This is a genomic window from Bradyrhizobium sp. Ai1a-2 (assembly GCF_000426245.1).
Taxonomy (GTDB): domain Bacteria; phylum Pseudomonadota; class Alphaproteobacteria; order Rhizobiales; family Xanthobacteraceae; genus Bradyrhizobium.
In genome coordinates, this window is the sequence record NZ_AUEZ01000039.1 from 1 (window position 1) to 16,122 (window position 16,122).

At 63.7% G+C, this 16,122-nt stretch carries 15 protein-coding genes; 13 read left to right on the forward strand and 2 right to left on the reverse strand.

Features of this window, described 5'->3' with window-relative positions; translation table 11 throughout:
* The 3 genes from K288_RS46345 to boxB all read left to right on the forward strand — a co-directional run.
* Nucleotides 1-312 (forward strand): ISAs1 family transposase (locus K288_RS46345; protein ID WP_027583589.1); only part of this gene is annotated, 312 nt, incomplete at its 5' end.
* Nucleotides 313-533: 221 nt separating this feature from the next.
* Complete coding sequence (gene boxC / locus K288_RS0123505; RefSeq protein WP_027581768.1) at nucleotides 534-2,222, forward strand: 2,3-epoxybenzoyl-CoA dihydrolase; 1,689 nt, start codon at nucleotides 534-536, stop codon at nucleotides 2,220-2,222.
* A gap of 120 nt (nucleotides 2,223-2,342) precedes the next feature.
* Complete coding sequence (gene boxB / locus K288_RS0123510) at nucleotides 2,343-3,779, forward strand: benzoyl-CoA 2,3-epoxidase subunit BoxB (RefSeq protein ID WP_027581769.1); 1,437 nt, start codon at nucleotides 2,343-2,345, stop codon at nucleotides 3,777-3,779.
* Nucleotides 3,780-3,922: 143 nt separating this feature from the next.
* On the opposite strand, the gene K288_RS0123515 is transcribed toward boxB, so the two are convergent.
* Both K288_RS0123515 and K288_RS0123520 read right to left on the reverse strand, forming a co-directional pair.
* On the reverse strand, nucleotides 3,923-4,732 hold the full coding sequence (locus tag K288_RS0123515; RefSeq protein ID WP_027581770.1) for an SDR family oxidoreductase: 810 nt from the start codon (nucleotides 4,730-4,732) through the stop codon (nucleotides 3,923-3,925).
* A 160-nt stretch (nucleotides 4,733-4,892) separates the two neighbouring features.
* Nucleotides 4,893-5,951 carry a polysaccharide deacetylase family protein gene (locus K288_RS0123520; protein WP_027581771.1) on the reverse strand — a complete coding sequence of 353 codons (1,059 nt, stop codon included), beginning with the start codon at nucleotides 5,949-5,951 and terminating at the stop codon, nucleotides 4,893-4,895.
* A gap of 183 nt (nucleotides 5,952-6,134) precedes the next feature.
* On the opposite strand from K288_RS0123520, the gene K288_RS0123525 reads away from it, so the two are divergent.
* The 10 genes from K288_RS0123525 to phoB all read left to right on the forward strand — a co-directional run bounded on the left by K288_RS0123525 (nucleotide 6,135) and on the right by phoB (nucleotide 16,122).
* A complete protein-coding gene (locus K288_RS0123525; RefSeq protein WP_027581772.1) occupies nucleotides 6,135-7,529 on the forward strand; it encodes an OmpA family protein in 1,395 nt (464 codons plus the stop codon).
* A complete protein-coding gene (locus tag K288_RS0123530; protein WP_027581773.1) occupies nucleotides 7,529-7,825 on the forward strand; it encodes a hypothetical protein in 297 nt (98 codons plus the stop codon). The genes K288_RS0123525 and K288_RS0123530 overlap by 1 nt, the downstream gene beginning before the upstream one ends.
* 354 nt (nucleotides 7,826-8,179) lie before the next feature.
* Nucleotides 8,180-9,235: a lysylphosphatidylglycerol synthase domain-containing protein gene (locus tag K288_RS0123535; RefSeq protein WP_027581774.1), complete on the forward strand. Its 1,056-nt coding sequence runs from the start codon at nucleotides 8,180-8,182 to the stop codon at nucleotides 9,233-9,235.
* 32 nt (nucleotides 9,236-9,267) lie between these two features.
* A complete protein-coding gene (locus K288_RS0123540) occupies nucleotides 9,268-10,566 on the forward strand; it encodes an ATP-binding protein (protein WP_027581775.1) in 1,299 nt (432 codons plus the stop codon).
* Nucleotides 10,567-10,708: 142 nt separating this feature from the next.
* Nucleotides 10,709-11,719, forward strand: coding sequence for a phosphate ABC transporter substrate-binding protein PstS (gene pstS / locus K288_RS0123545; RefSeq protein ID WP_027581776.1), 1,011 nt, complete (start codon nucleotides 10,709-10,711; stop codon nucleotides 11,717-11,719).
* Nucleotides 11,720-11,911: 192 nt separating this feature from the next.
* Nucleotides 11,912-12,901 carry a phosphate ABC transporter permease subunit PstC gene (gene pstC / locus K288_RS0123550; protein WP_043160514.1) on the forward strand — a complete coding sequence of 330 codons (990 nt, stop codon included), beginning with the start codon at nucleotides 11,912-11,914 and terminating at the stop codon, nucleotides 12,899-12,901.
* A gap of 3 nt (nucleotides 12,902-12,904) precedes the next feature.
* Nucleotides 12,905-13,750, forward strand: a complete 846-nt coding sequence (pstA, locus tag K288_RS46350; protein WP_028163451.1) for a phosphate ABC transporter permease PstA — start codon at nucleotides 12,905-12,907, stop codon at nucleotides 13,748-13,750.
* On the forward strand, nucleotides 13,747-14,568 hold the full coding sequence (pstB, locus tag K288_RS0123560) for a phosphate ABC transporter ATP-binding protein PstB (RefSeq protein WP_027581778.1): 822 nt from the start codon (nucleotides 13,747-13,749) through the stop codon (nucleotides 14,566-14,568). The genes pstA and pstB overlap by 4 nt, the downstream gene beginning before the upstream one ends.
* Before the next feature lie 11 nt (nucleotides 14,569-14,579).
* Nucleotides 14,580-15,296, forward strand: coding sequence for a phosphate signaling complex protein PhoU (phoU, locus tag K288_RS0123565; RefSeq protein ID WP_027581779.1), 717 nt, complete (start codon nucleotides 14,580-14,582; stop codon nucleotides 15,294-15,296).
* Nucleotides 15,297-15,414: 118 nt separating this feature from the next.
* Nucleotides 15,415-16,122, forward strand: coding sequence for a phosphate regulon transcriptional regulator PhoB (phoB, locus tag K288_RS0123570; protein ID WP_027581780.1), 708 nt, complete (start codon nucleotides 15,415-15,417; stop codon nucleotides 16,120-16,122).

Here is a 16,122-nt window from a genome sequence, read left to right on the forward strand (position 1 = left end):
GGCCGGCCTGCCGATGCGCCGGTCGTGCGACATTATCTCTTGTCCAAGTACATTTCCCCCAAACGGCTGCTCCACGTTACGCGCAGCCACTGGGCCATCGAGAACCAGCTCCATTGGGTGCTCGACGTCCACTTCGCCGAAGACGGCAATCGCGCGCGAAAGGATCATGCGCCGGAGAACTTGGCCATTCTGCGTCGGCTCGCCCTCAATCTCCTGCGAACCCACCCCGATCGCAAATCCATCCGTCTCAAGATCAAACGTGCCGGCTGGGACGATGCTTTCCTCATGCAGCTCCTCAGCCATATGCGATAGCCCTGCGCTCGCGGGGGAGGGCTGGGGTGGGGGTGTTTCCGCGATGGGATCGTCCGTGGGGAGGGAGCCCTCACCCGGCGCTTCGCGCCGACCTCTCCCGCAAGCGGGAGAGGTGGATTAACATGAAGCAAAGTGCATGTTCTCGCGTTTTTGACTAGACCCATTCCAAAACATGCATTATTGTGCATGATCAGATAACCAATAACGTGCAAGGGTGGCTCATGGCCGGTGAAGATCGCGTGCTCGCAAATGGCGCGAAATACATCGATTTCCAGACCGACCCGTCCCGGTACCGGCACTGGAAGCTCGATGTCGACGGCGAGGTCGCGACCCTGACCATGGACGTCGACGAGAACGCCGGCCTGTTCGAGGGCTATCAGCTCAAGCTCAATTCCTACGACCTCGGCGTCGACATCGAGCTCGCCGACGCGGTGCAGCGGCTGCGCTTCGAGCATCCCGATGTGAAGGTCGTGGTGATGCGCTCGGGCAAGAACCGCGTGTTCTGCGCCGGCGCCAACATCCGCATGCTCGCGGGCTCGACGCACGCGCACAAGGTGAATTTCTGCAAATTCACCAACGAGACCCGCAATGGGATCGAGGACTCCTCCGAGAACTCCGGCCAGCGCTTCATCACGGTCGTCAACGGCACCGCGGCCGGCGGCGGCTATGAGCTCGCGCTCGCGACCGACCACATCATCCTCGCCGACGATGGCGCGGCTGCCGTGGCGCTGCCGGAAGTGCCGCTGCTCGCGGTGCTGCCGGGTACCGGTGGTCTCACGCGCGTCGTCGACAAGCGCAAGGTGCGCCGCGACCATGCCGACTTCTTCTGCACTATCGAGGAAGGCATCAAGGGCAAGCGCGCCGTGCAGTGGCGCCTCGTCGACGAGATCGCGTCGAACAGCAAGCTCGAAGGCAAGCTCGCCGAGCGCGTCAAGGAATTCGCGGGCAAATCGACCCGCAGCGGTAGTGGCAAGGGCATTACGCTCTCGCCGCTCAACCGCGTGATCGACGAGAACAGCATCCGCTACAACTTCGTCAGCATCGATATCGATCGCGCCGCGCGCATCGCGACGATCTCGATCCAGGCGCCGGAGGCCGCGCCGCCTGCTGATATCGACGGCCTGGTCGCGCAGGGCGCCTCGTTCTGGCCGCTGCAGGTTGCGCGCGAGCTCGATGATGCGATCCTGCATCTGCGCATCAACGAGCTCGGAATCGCGATGCTGGTGTTCAAGAGCCACGGCGATCCTGCCCAAGTCGTCGCTTACGACGATTTCCTCGAAGCCAACAAGGCGCATTGGCTGGTCAACGAGATCAATCATTATTGGAAGCGCGTGCTGAAGCGCATCGACGTCACCTCGCGCACGCTGGTGACGCTGGTCGAGCCTGGCTCCTGCTTCGTCGGCACGCTCGCCGAACTCGTGTTCGCCGCCGACCGCTCCTACATGCTGATCGGCTCGCGCGAGGGCGACAATCGCCCGCCGCCCGCGATCCAGCTCACCGCGATGAACTTCGGCCCCTATCCGATGAGCCATGGCCTCACGCGATTGGAATCGCGCTTCCAGGCCGACCCTGCCGATCTCGAGCGCGCGCGCGGCGCGATCGGCAAGGCGCTCGATGCGGAAGAGGCCGAGGAGCTCGGTCTCGTCACCTTTGCGCTCGACGACATCGACTGGGACGACGAGGTGCGCGTGTTCCTGGAGGAGCGCACCAGCTTCTCCCCCGATGGCCTCACCGGCATGGAAGCGAACCTGCGCTTCGTCGGCCCCGAGACGATGGAATCGAAAATCTTTGCGCGTCTGACCGCGTGGCAGAACTGGATCTTCCAGCGCCCCAATGCGGTCGGCGAAGAAGGCGCGCTGCGTCGCTACGGCACCGGCCAGAAGGCGCAGTTCGACATGACGAGAGTTTAGGGGCGAGTAGCGAATGGCGAATGGTTTCTATTCGCTACTCGCCATTCGCTACTCGCCGGCCCACGGTCCGCTGCCAGCTTTTGACGAGATCATCTCCAACGGGAGGTCCCCATGAACATCATGAACGTCGACTACTCGACCAAGATTCCCAACAACGTGAATCTGTCGGCGGACCGCCAGGTCCTCAAAGCCCTGGAGGGCTGGCATCCCGGCTACATGGACTGGTGGAGCGACATGGGGCCGGAAGGCTTCCAGCAGTCGCTGGTCTATCTGCGCACCGCCTATTCGGTCGATCCGCGCGGCTGGGCCAAGTTCGACTACGTCAAGATGCCCGAATATCGCTGGGGCATCCTGCTCGCGCCGCAGGAAGAGAACCGCGTGGTGCCGTTCGGCGCGCATTATGGCGAGCCGGCCTGGCAGGAAGTGCCCGGCGAGCACCGTGCCATGCTGCGGCGCCTGATCGTGATCCAGGGCGACACCGAGCCGGCTTCCGTCGAGCAGCAGCGTCATCTCGGCAAGACCGCGCCCTCGCTCTACGACATGCGCAACCTGTTCCAGGTCAATGTCGAGGAGGGCCGCCATCTCTGGGCGATGGTCTATCTCTTGCAGAAATATTTCGGCCGCGATGGCCGCGAGGAAGCGGATGATTTGTTGCGGCGCCGCTCGGGCGACGCCGACGCGCCGCGCATGCTGGGCGCCTTCAACGAGGCGACGCCGGACTGGCTGTCCTTCTTCATGTTCACTTACTTCACCGACCGCGACGGCAAGATGCAGCTGCACTCGCTGGCGCAGTCCGGTTTCGATCCGCTGTCGCGCACCTGCCGCTTCATGCTGACGGAAGAAGCGCATCACATGTTCGTCGGCGAGACCGGCATCAGCCGTGTCGTGCAGCGGACCTGCGAGGCGATGCGAGAGGCCGGCATCGAGGATCCGAACGACATCGCGAAAGTGCGGGCGTTAGGGGTGATCGACCTGCCGACCATCCAGAAGAAGCTGAACCTGCACTATTCGCTGTCGCTCGATCTGTTCGGCTCCGAGGTCTCGACCAACGCCGCCAACGCCTTCAACGCCGGCATCAAGGGCCGCTACAAGGAGACGACGATCGATGACGATCATCAGCTCCAGAACTCGACCTATCCGGTGCTGAAGCTGGTCGACGGCGAGCTCAAGCTGGTCGACGAACTGGCGCTGACCGCGCTCAACATGCGCCTGCGCGACGACTACACCCAGGACTGCGTCAAGGGCATGCTGCGGTGGAACAAGGTGATCTCGACCGCCGGCTACGACTACAAGCTCGCGGTGCCGCACGTTGCCTTCCACCGTGCCATCGGCGAGTTTAGGGATGTCAACGCGACGCCCGAGGGCATCCTGATCGACGACGCCACCTGGGCGAAGCGAAAGAACGAATGGCTGCCGTCAACCGAAGATGGCGACTTCATCGCTTCGCTGATGAAGTCCGTCACCGAAATCGGCAAGTTCGCCTCGTGGATATCGCCACCGAAGGTGGGCATCGACAACAAGCCAGGCGATTTCGAGTATGTGAAGATCGAGTCGTGAAGCCTTGCCGAGCTGTCATCACCCGCGCAGGCGGATGATCCAGTAGTCACCGGCCTCTCGAATTTCACTGACGTCACGGCGTACTGGATGCCCCGCCTTCGCGGGGCATGACAGTGTGGAGCGGCGGCAGCGTGTCCTCGCCCTCAGCTATCCCAGCCGCTGCCCTGGATCCCGGCATTCGCATAGACGATGCCGCCGTCCACCGTGATGGTGGCGCCGACCACATAGTCGCCGGCGCGGGAGGCGAGATAGATCGCAGCACCGGCCATGTCCTCGTCGGTGCCGACCCGGCCCGACGGCACCTTGGTCGCGACCTCATCGGCATTGTCGCGCGCCGCGCGGTTCATGTCCGATTTGAACGGCCCCGGCGCGATCGCGGTGACCACCACATGATCCTTGATCAGCTTCACCGCCATCCGCCGCGTCAGGTGGATCAACCCGGCCTTGCTCGCGGCATAGGAATAAGTCTCCAGCGGGTTGACGAAGATGCCGTCGATCGAGGCGATGTTGATCACCTTCGCCGGCCGCTCGGCGCTCGCGGCTGCGCGCAACGGCACGGCCAGCGCCTTGGTCAGGAAGAACGGCGCCTTGACGTTGAGGTTCATCACCTTGTCCCAGCCGCTTTCCGGGAACTCGTCGAAGTCTGCTCCCCACGCCGCGCCAGCATTGTTGACGAGGATGTCGAGCTTGGGCTCGCGTTTCTTGAACTCGGCAGCCAGCATGTCGATGCCGGCGAGACTGGAGATGTCGATCGGCAGCGCGATGCACTCGCCGCCATATTCGGCCGAAAGCTCCTTTGCGGTCTCTTCGCACGGCCCGGCCTTCCGCGCGGTGATGTAGACCTTGGCCGCGCCTTGCGCGAGGAAGCCCGCGGCGATCATCCTGCCGATGCCGCGCGAGCCGCCCGTCACCAGCGCAATGCGGCCCTTGAGTGAAAACAGATCCTTGAACATGCGTTCCTCCGATTGCTTGCCCACGCTTGTGAAAGGCGCAAGGAAGCAAGTCAAGGAACCGGTGCCGTAGCCCGGATGTAGCGAAGCGTAATCCGGGAAAGCCAGCCGCATTGAAGGTCCCCGGGTTGCGCTGCGCTTCACCCGGGCTACGACGGCGGAGCTACGCCGCGTCGATGCGGCGGAAGCCGTTCCAGACGGCGGTGGCGGCGCCGGAGGTGAGGACGGGGATGATGCGCGCGTCCTGGTAATTGCCGTTCAGCGAAACGCGCTGCAGGGCGGTGAGATGATCGGCGCTTTCCGGGAAGATCATGCCGGGCCGCGTCGTCACCGCGGTCTTGAAGCCTGCGGCGCTGGCGAGCGCGAATTCGCGTTGGCCGGCGGCGATCTTGTCGCCATAGGGATAGGCGAGATGCAGCACCGGCCGCGCCAGCGCCGCTTCGATCCGCTCCCGGCTGGCCGTCATCTCGAACGTCGCGACGTCCTCGGCCTGGCGGGCGAGATTGCAATGGGTGATGCTGTGCGCACCGATCGTCACCAGCGGATCGTCGGCGAACTCCTTCAGTTCGTCCCAGGACATGCAGAACTCGCGCGCGATCGTCGTTGCGTCGACATCATGGCGCGCACAGAGCACTGCGACTTCGCGCTGCACGTCCTCCTCGCCCGGCAAACTCCGCAGCCAATCGTGCAGCTGTTCGAAAGCAGTCTGTTTCGCCTCCGGCGTCGAGGTATCGATCGACGTCATCGTTCCGCCGATCGGCACCTCGATCGCGGCCGCCTTTGCGATCACGTGTTCCAGCGCGATCCACCACAGCCGCCCCGTGCCTTCCGCGAAATCGCTGGCGACATAGACAGTAAACGGCGCGTCGAACTCGCGCATGACAGGCAGTGCATGATCGCGGTTGTCGCGATAGCCGTCATCGAAGGTGAAGCAGGCAAAGCGCCGCGCGAAATCACGCTCGGTCATCCGCCGGTGCATCTCGTCCATGGTGACGATGTCGATATCGAGCGAGCGCAGATGCTCCAGCATCGCGCGCAGGAACTCCGGCTCAACCTCGAGGTGAAAGTTCGGCTGGAACTCATCGTTGCGGCGTGGCCGAACATGGTGCAGCATGAAGATCGCGCCGACGCCTGCGAATATTGGTCGCAGCAGGAAATGGGCTCCTGAGAAATACAGCGCTTCGAGTCCGGCGCGGATAACGGTTTTTCTGAGCTGTTTCATCATCCGGAAAATCGGCCGGCCGGTTGCATTGCGGAGCGAAATTAGCGAACCACCGCTGAACAAACGGTTAGCCGGCCCGATTATACGCGGCTCTTTGCCAAAGGCGGTATCAAGAGCGGTATTTCGGGTTTGACAGTCAGCCAAGGGTTTGTTTTCTCTCTGGTTCCGGAGCCAGGACCCCGAATGCACGAACTTTTCAAGTGGAGTCGCAAGTGGTGGCCGGGCGTGATTCCGCTGGTCATCTGTTGGGGTATCGCGGCCTGGACCTCGACCGCAACTGTGGAGGCTGATCTCGCCGAGCGATCAAACGCCGCGCTCAAGGATACCATCCTTGACAAGCGCAGGATCGTCGTTGCCGGCCGGGATGTGACGTTTGCCGCCGAGGCGTTCTCGGAGGAGGGCCGTCAGAGTGCGGTGGCTTCCGTCGAGGCGGTGCCCGGCGTGCGCCTCGTCAATGACGAGACGCGTCTCGTTCCCGAAGCAAAGCCATTTGTCTGGTCGGCCGAGCGCGACGTCGTCCGGGTGACGCTCGCCGGTAGTGCGCCGTTACCATCGAGCAAGGGCAAGCTGCTCGAAGCGGCCCGCAACGCGCTTGGCGGCGTCGAAGTCGCCGACCAGATGTCGCTCGCTCGCGGCGCGCCGCCGCGCTTCGACAGCGCGGCGCTGCTGCTGCTTGATCAGATCGGCAAGTTGAAGGAAGGCAAGATCACGCTGACCGACACCAAGGTCAACCTGTCCGGCATGGCGCGCGAGCTCGGCGGGCGCGAGGCGATCGCGGCAGCGCTGCGGAATCTGCCCGACGGCTATTCGGTCGCAGCCAACGACATCAAGGCGCCGCCCTACATCTTCCAGGCCTACAAGGATCCGGTCGCGGTGACGCTGACGCTTACCGGCAATGTCCCCGACAACAATGCTCACGCCGCGCTCGTCGCGGCGGCCGGGCGCAAGTTCTTCTCGGAGAAGGTCGTCGACAACCTCAAGGCCAGCCTCGGCGCCCCTGCCGGTTTTGCGAACGCCGTGGCGCCGGCGCTCGGCGCCTTGTCGCGGCTGTCGACCGGCACGCTCGTGGTGAGCGATCGCGAAGTGAAGCTGTCGGGCGACGCATTCTATGACGCCGCCGCCAACCAGATCCGCGCTGGCCTCGGCCGCGATTTTCCGCAAGGCTGGCAGTACAAGGCCGATATTTCGGTGAAGCCGGCCGCCGCCCCGGTGGACGCGACCGTGTGCCAGCAGCTGTTCACCGAGCTGTTGTCGAAGGCGAGGATCCGGTTTGAATCGGGCAAGGCCGACATCTCGCCGGACTCCATGGGCCTGCTCGACCGCCTGACCGAGACCGCGCTGCGCTGCCCGAATGCCACGATCGAGATCGCCGGCCACACCGACAGCGACGGCGACGAGGGCGCCAACCAGGCGCTTTCGGAACGGCGCGCCGAAGCGGTGATGGACTATCTGGTCAAGGCGGGCCTGCCCGCGACGCGCTTCCAGGCGGTCGGCTATGGCGCCGCGCAGCCGCTTGCCGGCAACGACAGTGAAGAAGGCAAGGCGCAGAACCGCCGCATCGATTTCGTGGTGAAGTGATGGCCTATCTGGCGACGTTCTTCTGGGGTTGGCTGCTCGCGGCGCTGTTGATCGGCCTTGCGATGGGCTGGATATCGGTGGTGCAGCGCGGGGAAGGCGTGTCACGAAAGCTGGCGCGATGGCTGGCGCTGCTCGCGGTGATCCTGATCGCCCTTGCGCTCGGCCACGTCGTTCCCGGCCGCTTCGGCTATTGGCTCGACCTGTTCCTGATCATGTTTGCGCTCTACCTCGTCGGATGCCTGGTGGGATCGTGGCTGCGAGACTGGGTGGTGTCACGCAGCCAGCCGGCCAGATGAGGTCGCCAAGTGAGGTCGCGAGGTGAGAACGGCAAGTGACGGCTACCGGGTTGCGACTGCCAGGCGCGATTTTTCTGATCCCGATGTCGCCGCCGGGACGTTCGGTCGCATCGGTGGCGCGCTGGCTACGATCCGCGCTAACATGTCAAAGCCTTGTCGGATCTGCGAGAATGCAGCAAAACTGTGCATCTGCTGTCATGAACTCCCCCTAATGTGTTGAAGATGCGCGTTTTATCGTCGCCAGACGAATTCCACTTGGGCCCGAAACGCGCTACGAAAGGCGGGAGGGAACAGCGGAGCGTCGGCGGGGTTCGCCCGGTAGCCGTCGTCGCGGGATCGCAACTCGAGGTCTAGATGCTGCAAGCAATCCGCAGGGCGATCGCGTTTCTGCGCCAGAAGCAGGTCCTGCACAGATTCGGCGTTGCGATCAGCATCACGGTCATCGCGATTGCCTGCTATGTGCTGTATCATATGCTGCGCGGCATCGACACCAACGAGGTGCTCGAGGCCATCAAGGGCACCGAGCCGCGCCAGATCGCCCTGGCGGCGCTGTTCGTGACGGCCGGCTATTTCACCCTGACCTTCTACGACCTGTTCGCGGTGCGCGCGATCGGCCACAGCCACGTTCCCTACCGCATCAACGCGCTTGCCGCCTTCACCTCCTATTCGATCGGGCACAATGTCGGCGCCAGCGTTTTCACCGGCGGGGCGGTCCGCTACCGCATCTATTCGGCCTGGGGGCTGAACGCGATCGACGTCGCCAAGATCTGCTTCCTGGCCGGGCTGACCTTCTGGCTCGGCAATGCCGCCGTGCTCGGCATCGGGATTGCCTATCATCCGGAAGCCGCCGCCTCGATCGATCAGCTTCCGCCCTGGCTCAATCGCGTCGCGGCATTCACGATCATCGTCGCGCTGGTGGCCTATGTGGTCTGGGTCTGGACCCAGCCGCGGGTGGTCGGGCGCGGGCCCTGGACGGTGACGCTGCCGGGCGGCCCGCTCACGCTCCTGCAGATCTGCATCGGCATCGTCGACCTCGGGTTCTGCGCCCTGGCGATGTACGTGCTGGTGCCGGACGAGCCCAATCTCGGCTTCATCGTGGTGGCCGTCATCTTCGTCTCGGCGACGCTACTGGGCTTTGCCAGCCACTCGCCCGGCGGCCTCGGCGTGTTCGACGCCGCCATGCTGGTCGGCCTCTGGCAGATGGACCGTGAGGACCTGCTCGGCGGGATGCTGTTGTTCCGGATGCTCTACTATATTTCACCTTTTGTCATATCTGTAATCTTGCTGACGTTTCGGGAGCTTATCCTTGGAGCGCGAATCAAGCGCCTGCGCCATTTGGCAGCTGGCTCCGACGCCAAACCGCGGCATGAGGCCGTTTATGTCCGCGAGCGCGGAGACACCAGCGCCTGACGCCGTCGCCTGAACAGGAAGAAGCCGGCTCGATGGCACTTCATGAATCCTCTTCCTCCTTCTTCTCACCGTGGCCCGACCGGCTGCGGCACTCGGCTATTGTCCTGCTTGCGGCGGGGTTGGCGCTCAGCGTCCTGGTCGCGCTCGATGAACTGTCGCTGATCCGCGCCTTTGCAGTGTTCCTCTGCATCGCCGCCGCGGCGCTGGTGCCCTGGCGCCTGCACGATGTGGCGACGTCCCGCGAGGATACCCGCAGCGTCAACCCGGTCGAGACCGGAGCAGTTGCCGCCGTCGTCGCCGGCATGCCGGACCCGGCGGTGCTGCTCGACCGCGCCGGCCGCGTCATCCACCTCAATGCCGCGGCGGCCCAGCTGGCGCCGGCGCTGCGCAAGAACGAGCTGGCGCAGTTCGCGCTGCGCTCGCCGGAGATCATCACCGCGTTGCGCGAGGCGATCGCCACAACCGAGCCGCGGCGCGCCAGCTATCTTGACCATGTGCCGGTCGATCGCTGGATGGAATTGGTGATCACGCCGGTGCCGGTACCGACCCTGTTCGGCGGCACCGACAAATGCATGCTGATGACCTTCCACGACCTGACGCCGCTGCGCCGGGTCGAGGAAATGCGCGCCGACTTCGTCGCCAATGCAAGCCACGAATTGCGGACGCCGCTCGCGGCGCTGTCGGGCTTCATCGACACCCTGCAGGGGCCGGCCAGGGACGATCCGCGGGCGCGGGAGCGCTTCCTAGGCATCATGCATACCCAGGCGACGCGGATGGCGCGGCTGATCGATGACCTGTTGTCGCTGTCGCGGGTCGAGCTCTCGGCCCATGTCCGCCCCGATACTTGCGTCGACCTGATCCCGATCATCCGCCAGGTCGCCGACGGCCTGGAGGCGTTGGCGCACGAGCGGCAGGTCGTGATCGAGATCCAGCTTCCGGAGATGCCGGTGATGATCGCGGGCGACCGCGAGGAGTTGTTGCGGCTGTTCGAGAACCTGATCGAGAACGCCCTGAAATACGGCGCCTCCGGCGGCCGGGTGATCGTCTCGCTGAAGGAGGCCGCCTCCGGGGAGGGCGCCCCTGAGATCCGGGTCATGGTGCGGGATTTCGGCCCCGGCATTGCTCCGGAACACCTGCCGCGGCTGACCGAGCGGTTCTACCGGGTCGACGTCGGCGACAGCCGGGCCCAGGGCGGAACTGGCCTTGGATTATCCTTGGTGAAACATATTCTTAACCGTCATCGCGGCCGTCTCTTGATCGAAAGCGTGCCTAAAAACGGTGCGACTTTCACCGCCTGTTTTCCCCAGGTGAAGGTCGCCGCGGCGGCTTAAAATCAAGCAATTTCAATTGCTTGAATGTGTCATCCAACTGTCATTCAACCTTCGTAAAACGAGCATCGACCGCTCCTAAACGGACCGGCGTGAGCGCGATCGGGCGCATCCGGCGCTTCGCTCACAGGATGGAGACCACCCCATGAATTTCTTTAGGACAATCGTCGCTGCCGGCCTGGTCGCCGTGTCGACGTCGGCTTTTGCGGCCGATATCACTGGCGCGGGCGCGACATTTCCGTTCCCGATCTATTCCAAGTGGGCGGACGCCTATAAGAAGGAGACGGGCAACGGGCTGAACTATCAGTCGATCGGCTCGGGCGCTGGCATCAAGCAGATCCAGGCCAAGACCGTGACCTTCGGTGCCACCGATGCTCCGCTGAAGGCCGAGCAGCTCGAGAAGGACGGACTCGTCCAGTGGCCGATGGTGATGGGCGCGATCGTGCCGGTCGTGAACCTCGAAGGCATCAAGCCGGGCGAGCTCGTGCTGTCGGGCGAAGTGCTCGGCAACATCTATCTCGGCAAGATCACCAAGTGGGACGATGCGGCGATCGCCAAGCTCAATCCGAAGCTGAAGCTGCCCTCGGACGCCATCACCGTCGTGCGCCGCTCGGACGGTTCGGGCACCACCTTCAACTTCACCGACTTCCTCTCCAAGTCGAATGCCGACTGGAAGTCCAAGGTCGGCTCGGGCACCGCGGTCGAGTGGCCGGTGGGCGTGGGCGCCAAGGGTAACGAGGGTGTTGCCGGCAACATCAGCCAGACCAAGAACGCCATCGGCTATGTCGAATACGCCTACGCCAAGCAGAACAAGCTGACCTATGCTGCGATGGTCAACAAGGCCGGCAAGACCGTGCAGCCGACCATTGCTGCGTTCCAGGCCGCTGCTTCCAACGCGGACTGGTCCAAGGCTCCGGGCTACTACGTGATCCTGACCGACCAGCCGGGCGATGCGTCCTGGCCGATCACCGCGGCGACCTTCATCCTGATGCACAAGGAGCCGACGGATAAGGCGGCTTCGGCCGAAGCCATCAAGTTCTTCAAGTGGTCGTTCGAGAAGGGCGCCAAGGCGGCCGAAGAGCTCGACTACATCCCGATGCCGGAAGCGGTCGTCAAGCTGATCGAAAAGACCTGGTCGTCGGACATCAAGAGCTGAGCCTTGCATCGCGACCCTCGTGCCCCATCTTCCGGGGCGCGAGTGCGGCAAGTGATCCCGGAACCCCAAGGGGGTTCCGGGTCTGGTCCTCGGACCCCGGAGTGACGCCGGAAAAAGTCGTCAGCAAGATCGCTCGACAAGAAGCGACCTTTTTTCTGTAGCAAGTCAACATAGGGGATTGGCGTGGCGGACATGGCCGTTCAAAGCGACGCAATGGCAGCGGCTGGGCCTTATGATCGCGCCAAGGCCCTCAGCGCTTTCAAACTCGGTGACATCACCTTCTACTGGATCACCCGCGCCTGCGCGATTTCGGTGCTCCTGATCCTTGGCGGCATCATTCTTTCACTGATTGCCGGCGCCTGGCCGGCGATGAAGGAATACGGCTTCGCCTTCCTGTTCACGCAGCGCTGGGCGCCGTCGGCAGATCCGCCGGTGCTCGGTGCGCTCGGGCCGGTCTACGGCACGCTCATCACCTCCATCATCGCGATGATGATCGCCATTCCCGTCGGCATCGGCATCGCCGTGTTCCTGACCGAGCTTTGCCCGCAATGGCTGCGCCGCCCGATCGGTATCGCGATTGAACTCCTGGCTGGGATCCCCTCGATCATCTACGGCATGTGGGGCTTCTTCGTGCTGGGCCCGTTCCTGGCCAACACCTTCCAGCCGTTCATGATCCGCCTGTTCGACGGCGTGCCGGTGCTGGGCGCGGTGTTCGCAGGACCGCCGTCCTATCTCAGCCTGTTCAACGCGGCGCTGATCCTGGCGATCATGGTGCTGCCCTTCATCACGGCGATCTCGGTCGACGTGTTCAAGACGGTGCCGCCCGTGTTGAAGGAAGCCGCTTACGGCGTCGGCTGCACCACCTGGGAAGTCGTCCGCAACGTCGTGATCCCCTACACCCGCGTCGGCGTGATCGGCGGCATCATGCTGGCACTCGGCCGTGCGCTTGGCGAGACCATGGCCGTGACCTTCATCATCGGCAACTCGTTCCGCATCTCTTCCTCGATCTTCGCGCCGGGCACCACGATCTCCGCGGCGATCGCAAGCGAATTCGCCGAGAGCGACGGATTGCACCAGTCGGGCCTGATCCTGCTCGGCCTGCTGCTGTTCGTATTGACGTTCATTGTTCTCGCCTGTGCGCGACTGATGCTGATGCGTCTGGAAAGGAAGGCGGGGAACTGAGCCATGAACCCGATTTACAAGGCGCGTCGCCGCAACGACATCATCATCCGCGGGCTTTGCATCGCCGCGGCCGCGTTCGGGGTGACCTGGCTGGCGCTGATCCTGTTCACGCTCTTCTATAACGGCCTCGCCGGCCTCAGCCTCGACGTCTTCACCAAGAACACGCCGCCGCCCGGCTCCACCGATGGCGGTCTCTTGAACGCGATCGTCGGCTCGGTGATCATGACCGTGATCGGCGTCGGCATCGGCGCCCCGCTCGGCCTGTTCGCCGGCACCTATCTCGCCGAATACGGCAAGCATGACCGGCTCACCTCGGTGATCCGCTTCATCAACGACATCCTCCTGAGCGCGCCATCGATCATCATCGGCCTGTTCATCTACGGCGCGGTCGTCGTGCCGATGGGCGGCTTCTCCGCGCTGGCCGGCTGTCTGGCGCTGGCGGTGATCGTCATCCCCGTCGTGCTGCGCACCACCGAGGACATGCTGCTGCTCGTTCCCAATCCGCTGCGGGAGGCCGCGTCCGCGCTGGGCCTTCCGCGCTCGCTGGTGATCAAGAGGATCGCCTATCGTGCGGCGCGCTCCGGCCTCATCACGGGCGTGCTGCTGGCGACCGCCCGCGTTGCCGGTGAGACCGCGCCGCTGTTGTTCACCGCGCTGTCCAACCAGTTCTTCAGCCTGAACCTGACCAAGACGATGGCGAACCTGCCTGTGACCATCAACAATTTCGTGCAGAGCCCCTACGCCTACTGGAAAGAGCTCGCCTGGAGCGGGGCTTTGCTCATCACCTTGACCGTGCTCGCGCTCAACATTGGCGCGCGTATCCTCGGCGCCGAAAGGAGCGCAAAATGACCGATTTGTCCGTATCGACGACCAGCCCGAGCGCGGCCATTCCCCAGAAGTCGCTGCCGGAAGCTCCGCCGAAGGTCACGGCACGCAGCCTCAACTTCTATTATGGCGAACACCATGCGCTGAAGAACATCAACCTGACGCTCGGCACCAACCGCGTCACCGCGTTCATCGGTCCGTCCGGTTGTGGCAAGTCAACGCTGCTGCGCATTTTCAACCGGATGTACGATCTCTATCCGGGCCAGCGCGCCACCGGCCAGCTGATGCTCGATCAGACCAACATCCTTGACCCCAAGCTCGACCTCAACCTGCTGCGGGCGCGGATCGGGATGGTGTTCCAGAAGCCGACGCCGTTCCCGATGACGATCTATGAAAACATCGCGTTCGGCATTCGCCTCTACGAGAAGATCTCCAAGTCCGAGATGGACGACCGCGTCGAGAAGGCATTGCGCGGCGGTGCGCTGTGGACCGAGGTCAAGGACAAGCTCAATGCCTCCGGCCTGAGCCTTTCCGGCGGCCAGCAACAGCGCCTTTGCATTGCCCGCACGGTGGCCGTCCGCCCCGAGGTGATCCTGTTCGACGAGCCGTGCTCGGCGCTCGATCCGATCTCGACCGCCAAGGTCGAGGAGCTGATCCAGGAACTGTCGGAGAACTATACGATCGCGATCGTCACGCATAACATGCAGCAGGCGGCGCGCGTCTCCGACAAGACCGCCTTCATGTATCTGGGCGAACTGATCGAGTTCGACGATACCAGCAAGATCTTCACCTCGCCGAGCGATCGACGCACCCAGGACTACATCACCGGCCGGTTCGGCTGAGGAGGGACATCATGGCTTCTGAACATACCGCCAAGGCGTTCGACAGCGATCTGCAGGAACTGACTCGCCTGGTCGCGGAGATGGGCGGGTTGGTCGAGCGGATGATCACCGAATCCGTCGATGCACTGATCCGCCGCGACATCGCGCTCGGCAAGCGTGTCGTCGCTTCCGATATCGAGATTGACAGCCTGCAGCGCGTGATCGAAGAGCGCGCCGTGCTGACGATCGCCCGCCGCCAGCCGATGGCCGTCGACCTGCGCGAGATCGTCGGTGCGATGCGGGTAGCGACGGACCTCGAGCGGATCGGCGACCTCGCCAAGAACATGGGCAAGCGCGTCGCTGCTCTCGAGAACGACTTCCAGCCGCTGAAGTTGATCCGCGGCCTGGAGCACATGACCGACCTCGTGCTGTCGCAGGTCAAGTCCGTGCTCGACGCCTATGCCGCGCACGATCTGCCGGCGGCGATGAACGTCTGGAAGAGTGACGAGGAGGTGGATGCGATCTGCACCTCGCTGTTCCGCGAGCTCCTCACCTACATGATGGAAGATCCGCGCAACATTTCCTTCTGCATCCACCTGATGTTCTGCGCCAAGAATATCGAGCGGATCGGCGACCACGCCACCAACATCGCGGAAACGGTGTTCTACATGATCGAAGGTCAGCAGATCACCGACAAGCGACCGAAGGGGGACATGACGACGTTCGCCACGACCGTCCCGGGCAACTAGAGCATCATCCGGGAAAATCCACGCCGGTTTTCCACCAAGTTCCTGCTCAAAACATCAAAGGAAGAGTGGGATGACAGTTCAAGACGAGAGTCATCCCGCTATAGGAGAAGCCAAGCCGATGAGCGCACGCATTCTGGTGGTCGAAGACGAAGAAGCGCTGACGACGCTGTTGCGCTACAATCTCGATGCAGAAGGCTATGATGTCGAAACGGTCGCCCGTGGAGACGACGCGGATACAAGACTCAAGGAACGCATTCCCGATCTTGTTGTGCTCGACTGGATGCTGCCGGGGCTCTCCGGCATCGAGCTGTGCCGCCGTTTGCGGGCGCGGCCGGAGACCAAGCAGCTCCCGATCATCATGCTGACCGCGCGCGGAGAGGAAAGCGAGCGCGTGAGGGGACTGGCCACCGGTGCCGACGACTACATCGTCAAGCCGTTCTCGGTGCCAGAGCTGCTCGCGCGGGTGAAGGGCCTGTTGCGCAGGGCGAGCCCGGAGCGGCTCGCCACCGTGCTCACCTATGGCGACATCGAGCTTGACCGTGAGAAGCGCCGTGTCGCGCGCTCGGGCCGGCCGATCGATCTCGGCCCGACCGAATATCGCCTGCTGGAGTTCTTCCTGGAGCATCCGGGCCGCGTGTTCAGCCGCGAGCAGTTGCTCGACAGCGTCTGGGGCCGCGACATCTATATCGACGAGCGCACCGTCGACGTCCACATCGGCCGCTTGCGCAAACTGCTCAATCCCGGCCGGGAGCAGGACCCGATCCGCACCGTCCGCGGCGCGGGCTACGCGCTGGACGATCGCTTCGCGAAGGCCGAGCAGCCGTAA

Coding starts and splice junctions, on each gene's coding strand:
- boxC (WP_027581768.1), top strand. CDS start 534: ATGGCCGGTGAAGATCGCGTGCTCGCAAATGGCGCGAAATACATCGAT.
- boxB (WP_027581769.1), top strand. CDS start 2,343: ATGAACGTCGACTACTCGACCAAGATTCCCAACAACGTGAATCTGTCG.
- K288_RS0123515 (WP_027581770.1), bottom strand. CDS start 4,732: ATGTTCAAGGATCTGTTTTCACTCAAGGGCCGCATTGCGCTGGTGACG.
- K288_RS0123520 (WP_027581771.1), bottom strand. CDS start 5,951: ATGAAACAGCTCAGAAAAACCGTTATCCGCGCCGGACTCGAAGCGCTG.
- K288_RS0123525 (WP_027581772.1), top strand. CDS start 6,135: ATGCACGAACTTTTCAAGTGGAGTCGCAAGTGGTGGCCGGGCGTGATT.
- K288_RS0123530 (WP_027581773.1), top strand. CDS start 7,529: ATGGCCTATCTGGCGACGTTCTTCTGGGGTTGGCTGCTCGCGGCGCTG.
- K288_RS0123535 (WP_027581774.1), top strand. CDS start 8,180: ATGCTGCAAGCAATCCGCAGGGCGATCGCGTTTCTGCGCCAGAAGCAG.
- K288_RS0123540 (WP_027581775.1), top strand. CDS start 9,268: ATGGCACTTCATGAATCCTCTTCCTCCTTCTTCTCACCGTGGCCCGAC.
- pstS (WP_027581776.1), top strand. CDS start 10,709: ATGAATTTCTTTAGGACAATCGTCGCTGCCGGCCTGGTCGCCGTGTCG.
- pstC (WP_043160514.1), top strand. CDS start 11,912: ATGGCCGTTCAAAGCGACGCAATGGCAGCGGCTGGGCCTTATGATCGC.
- pstA (WP_028163451.1), top strand. CDS start 12,905: ATGAACCCGATTTACAAGGCGCGTCGCCGCAACGACATCATCATCCGC.
- pstB (WP_027581778.1), top strand. CDS start 13,747: ATGACCGATTTGTCCGTATCGACGACCAGCCCGAGCGCGGCCATTCCC.
- phoU (WP_027581779.1), top strand. CDS start 14,580: ATGGCTTCTGAACATACCGCCAAGGCGTTCGACAGCGATCTGCAGGAA.
- phoB (WP_027581780.1), top strand. CDS start 15,415: ATGAGCGCACGCATTCTGGTGGTCGAAGACGAAGAAGCGCTGACGACG.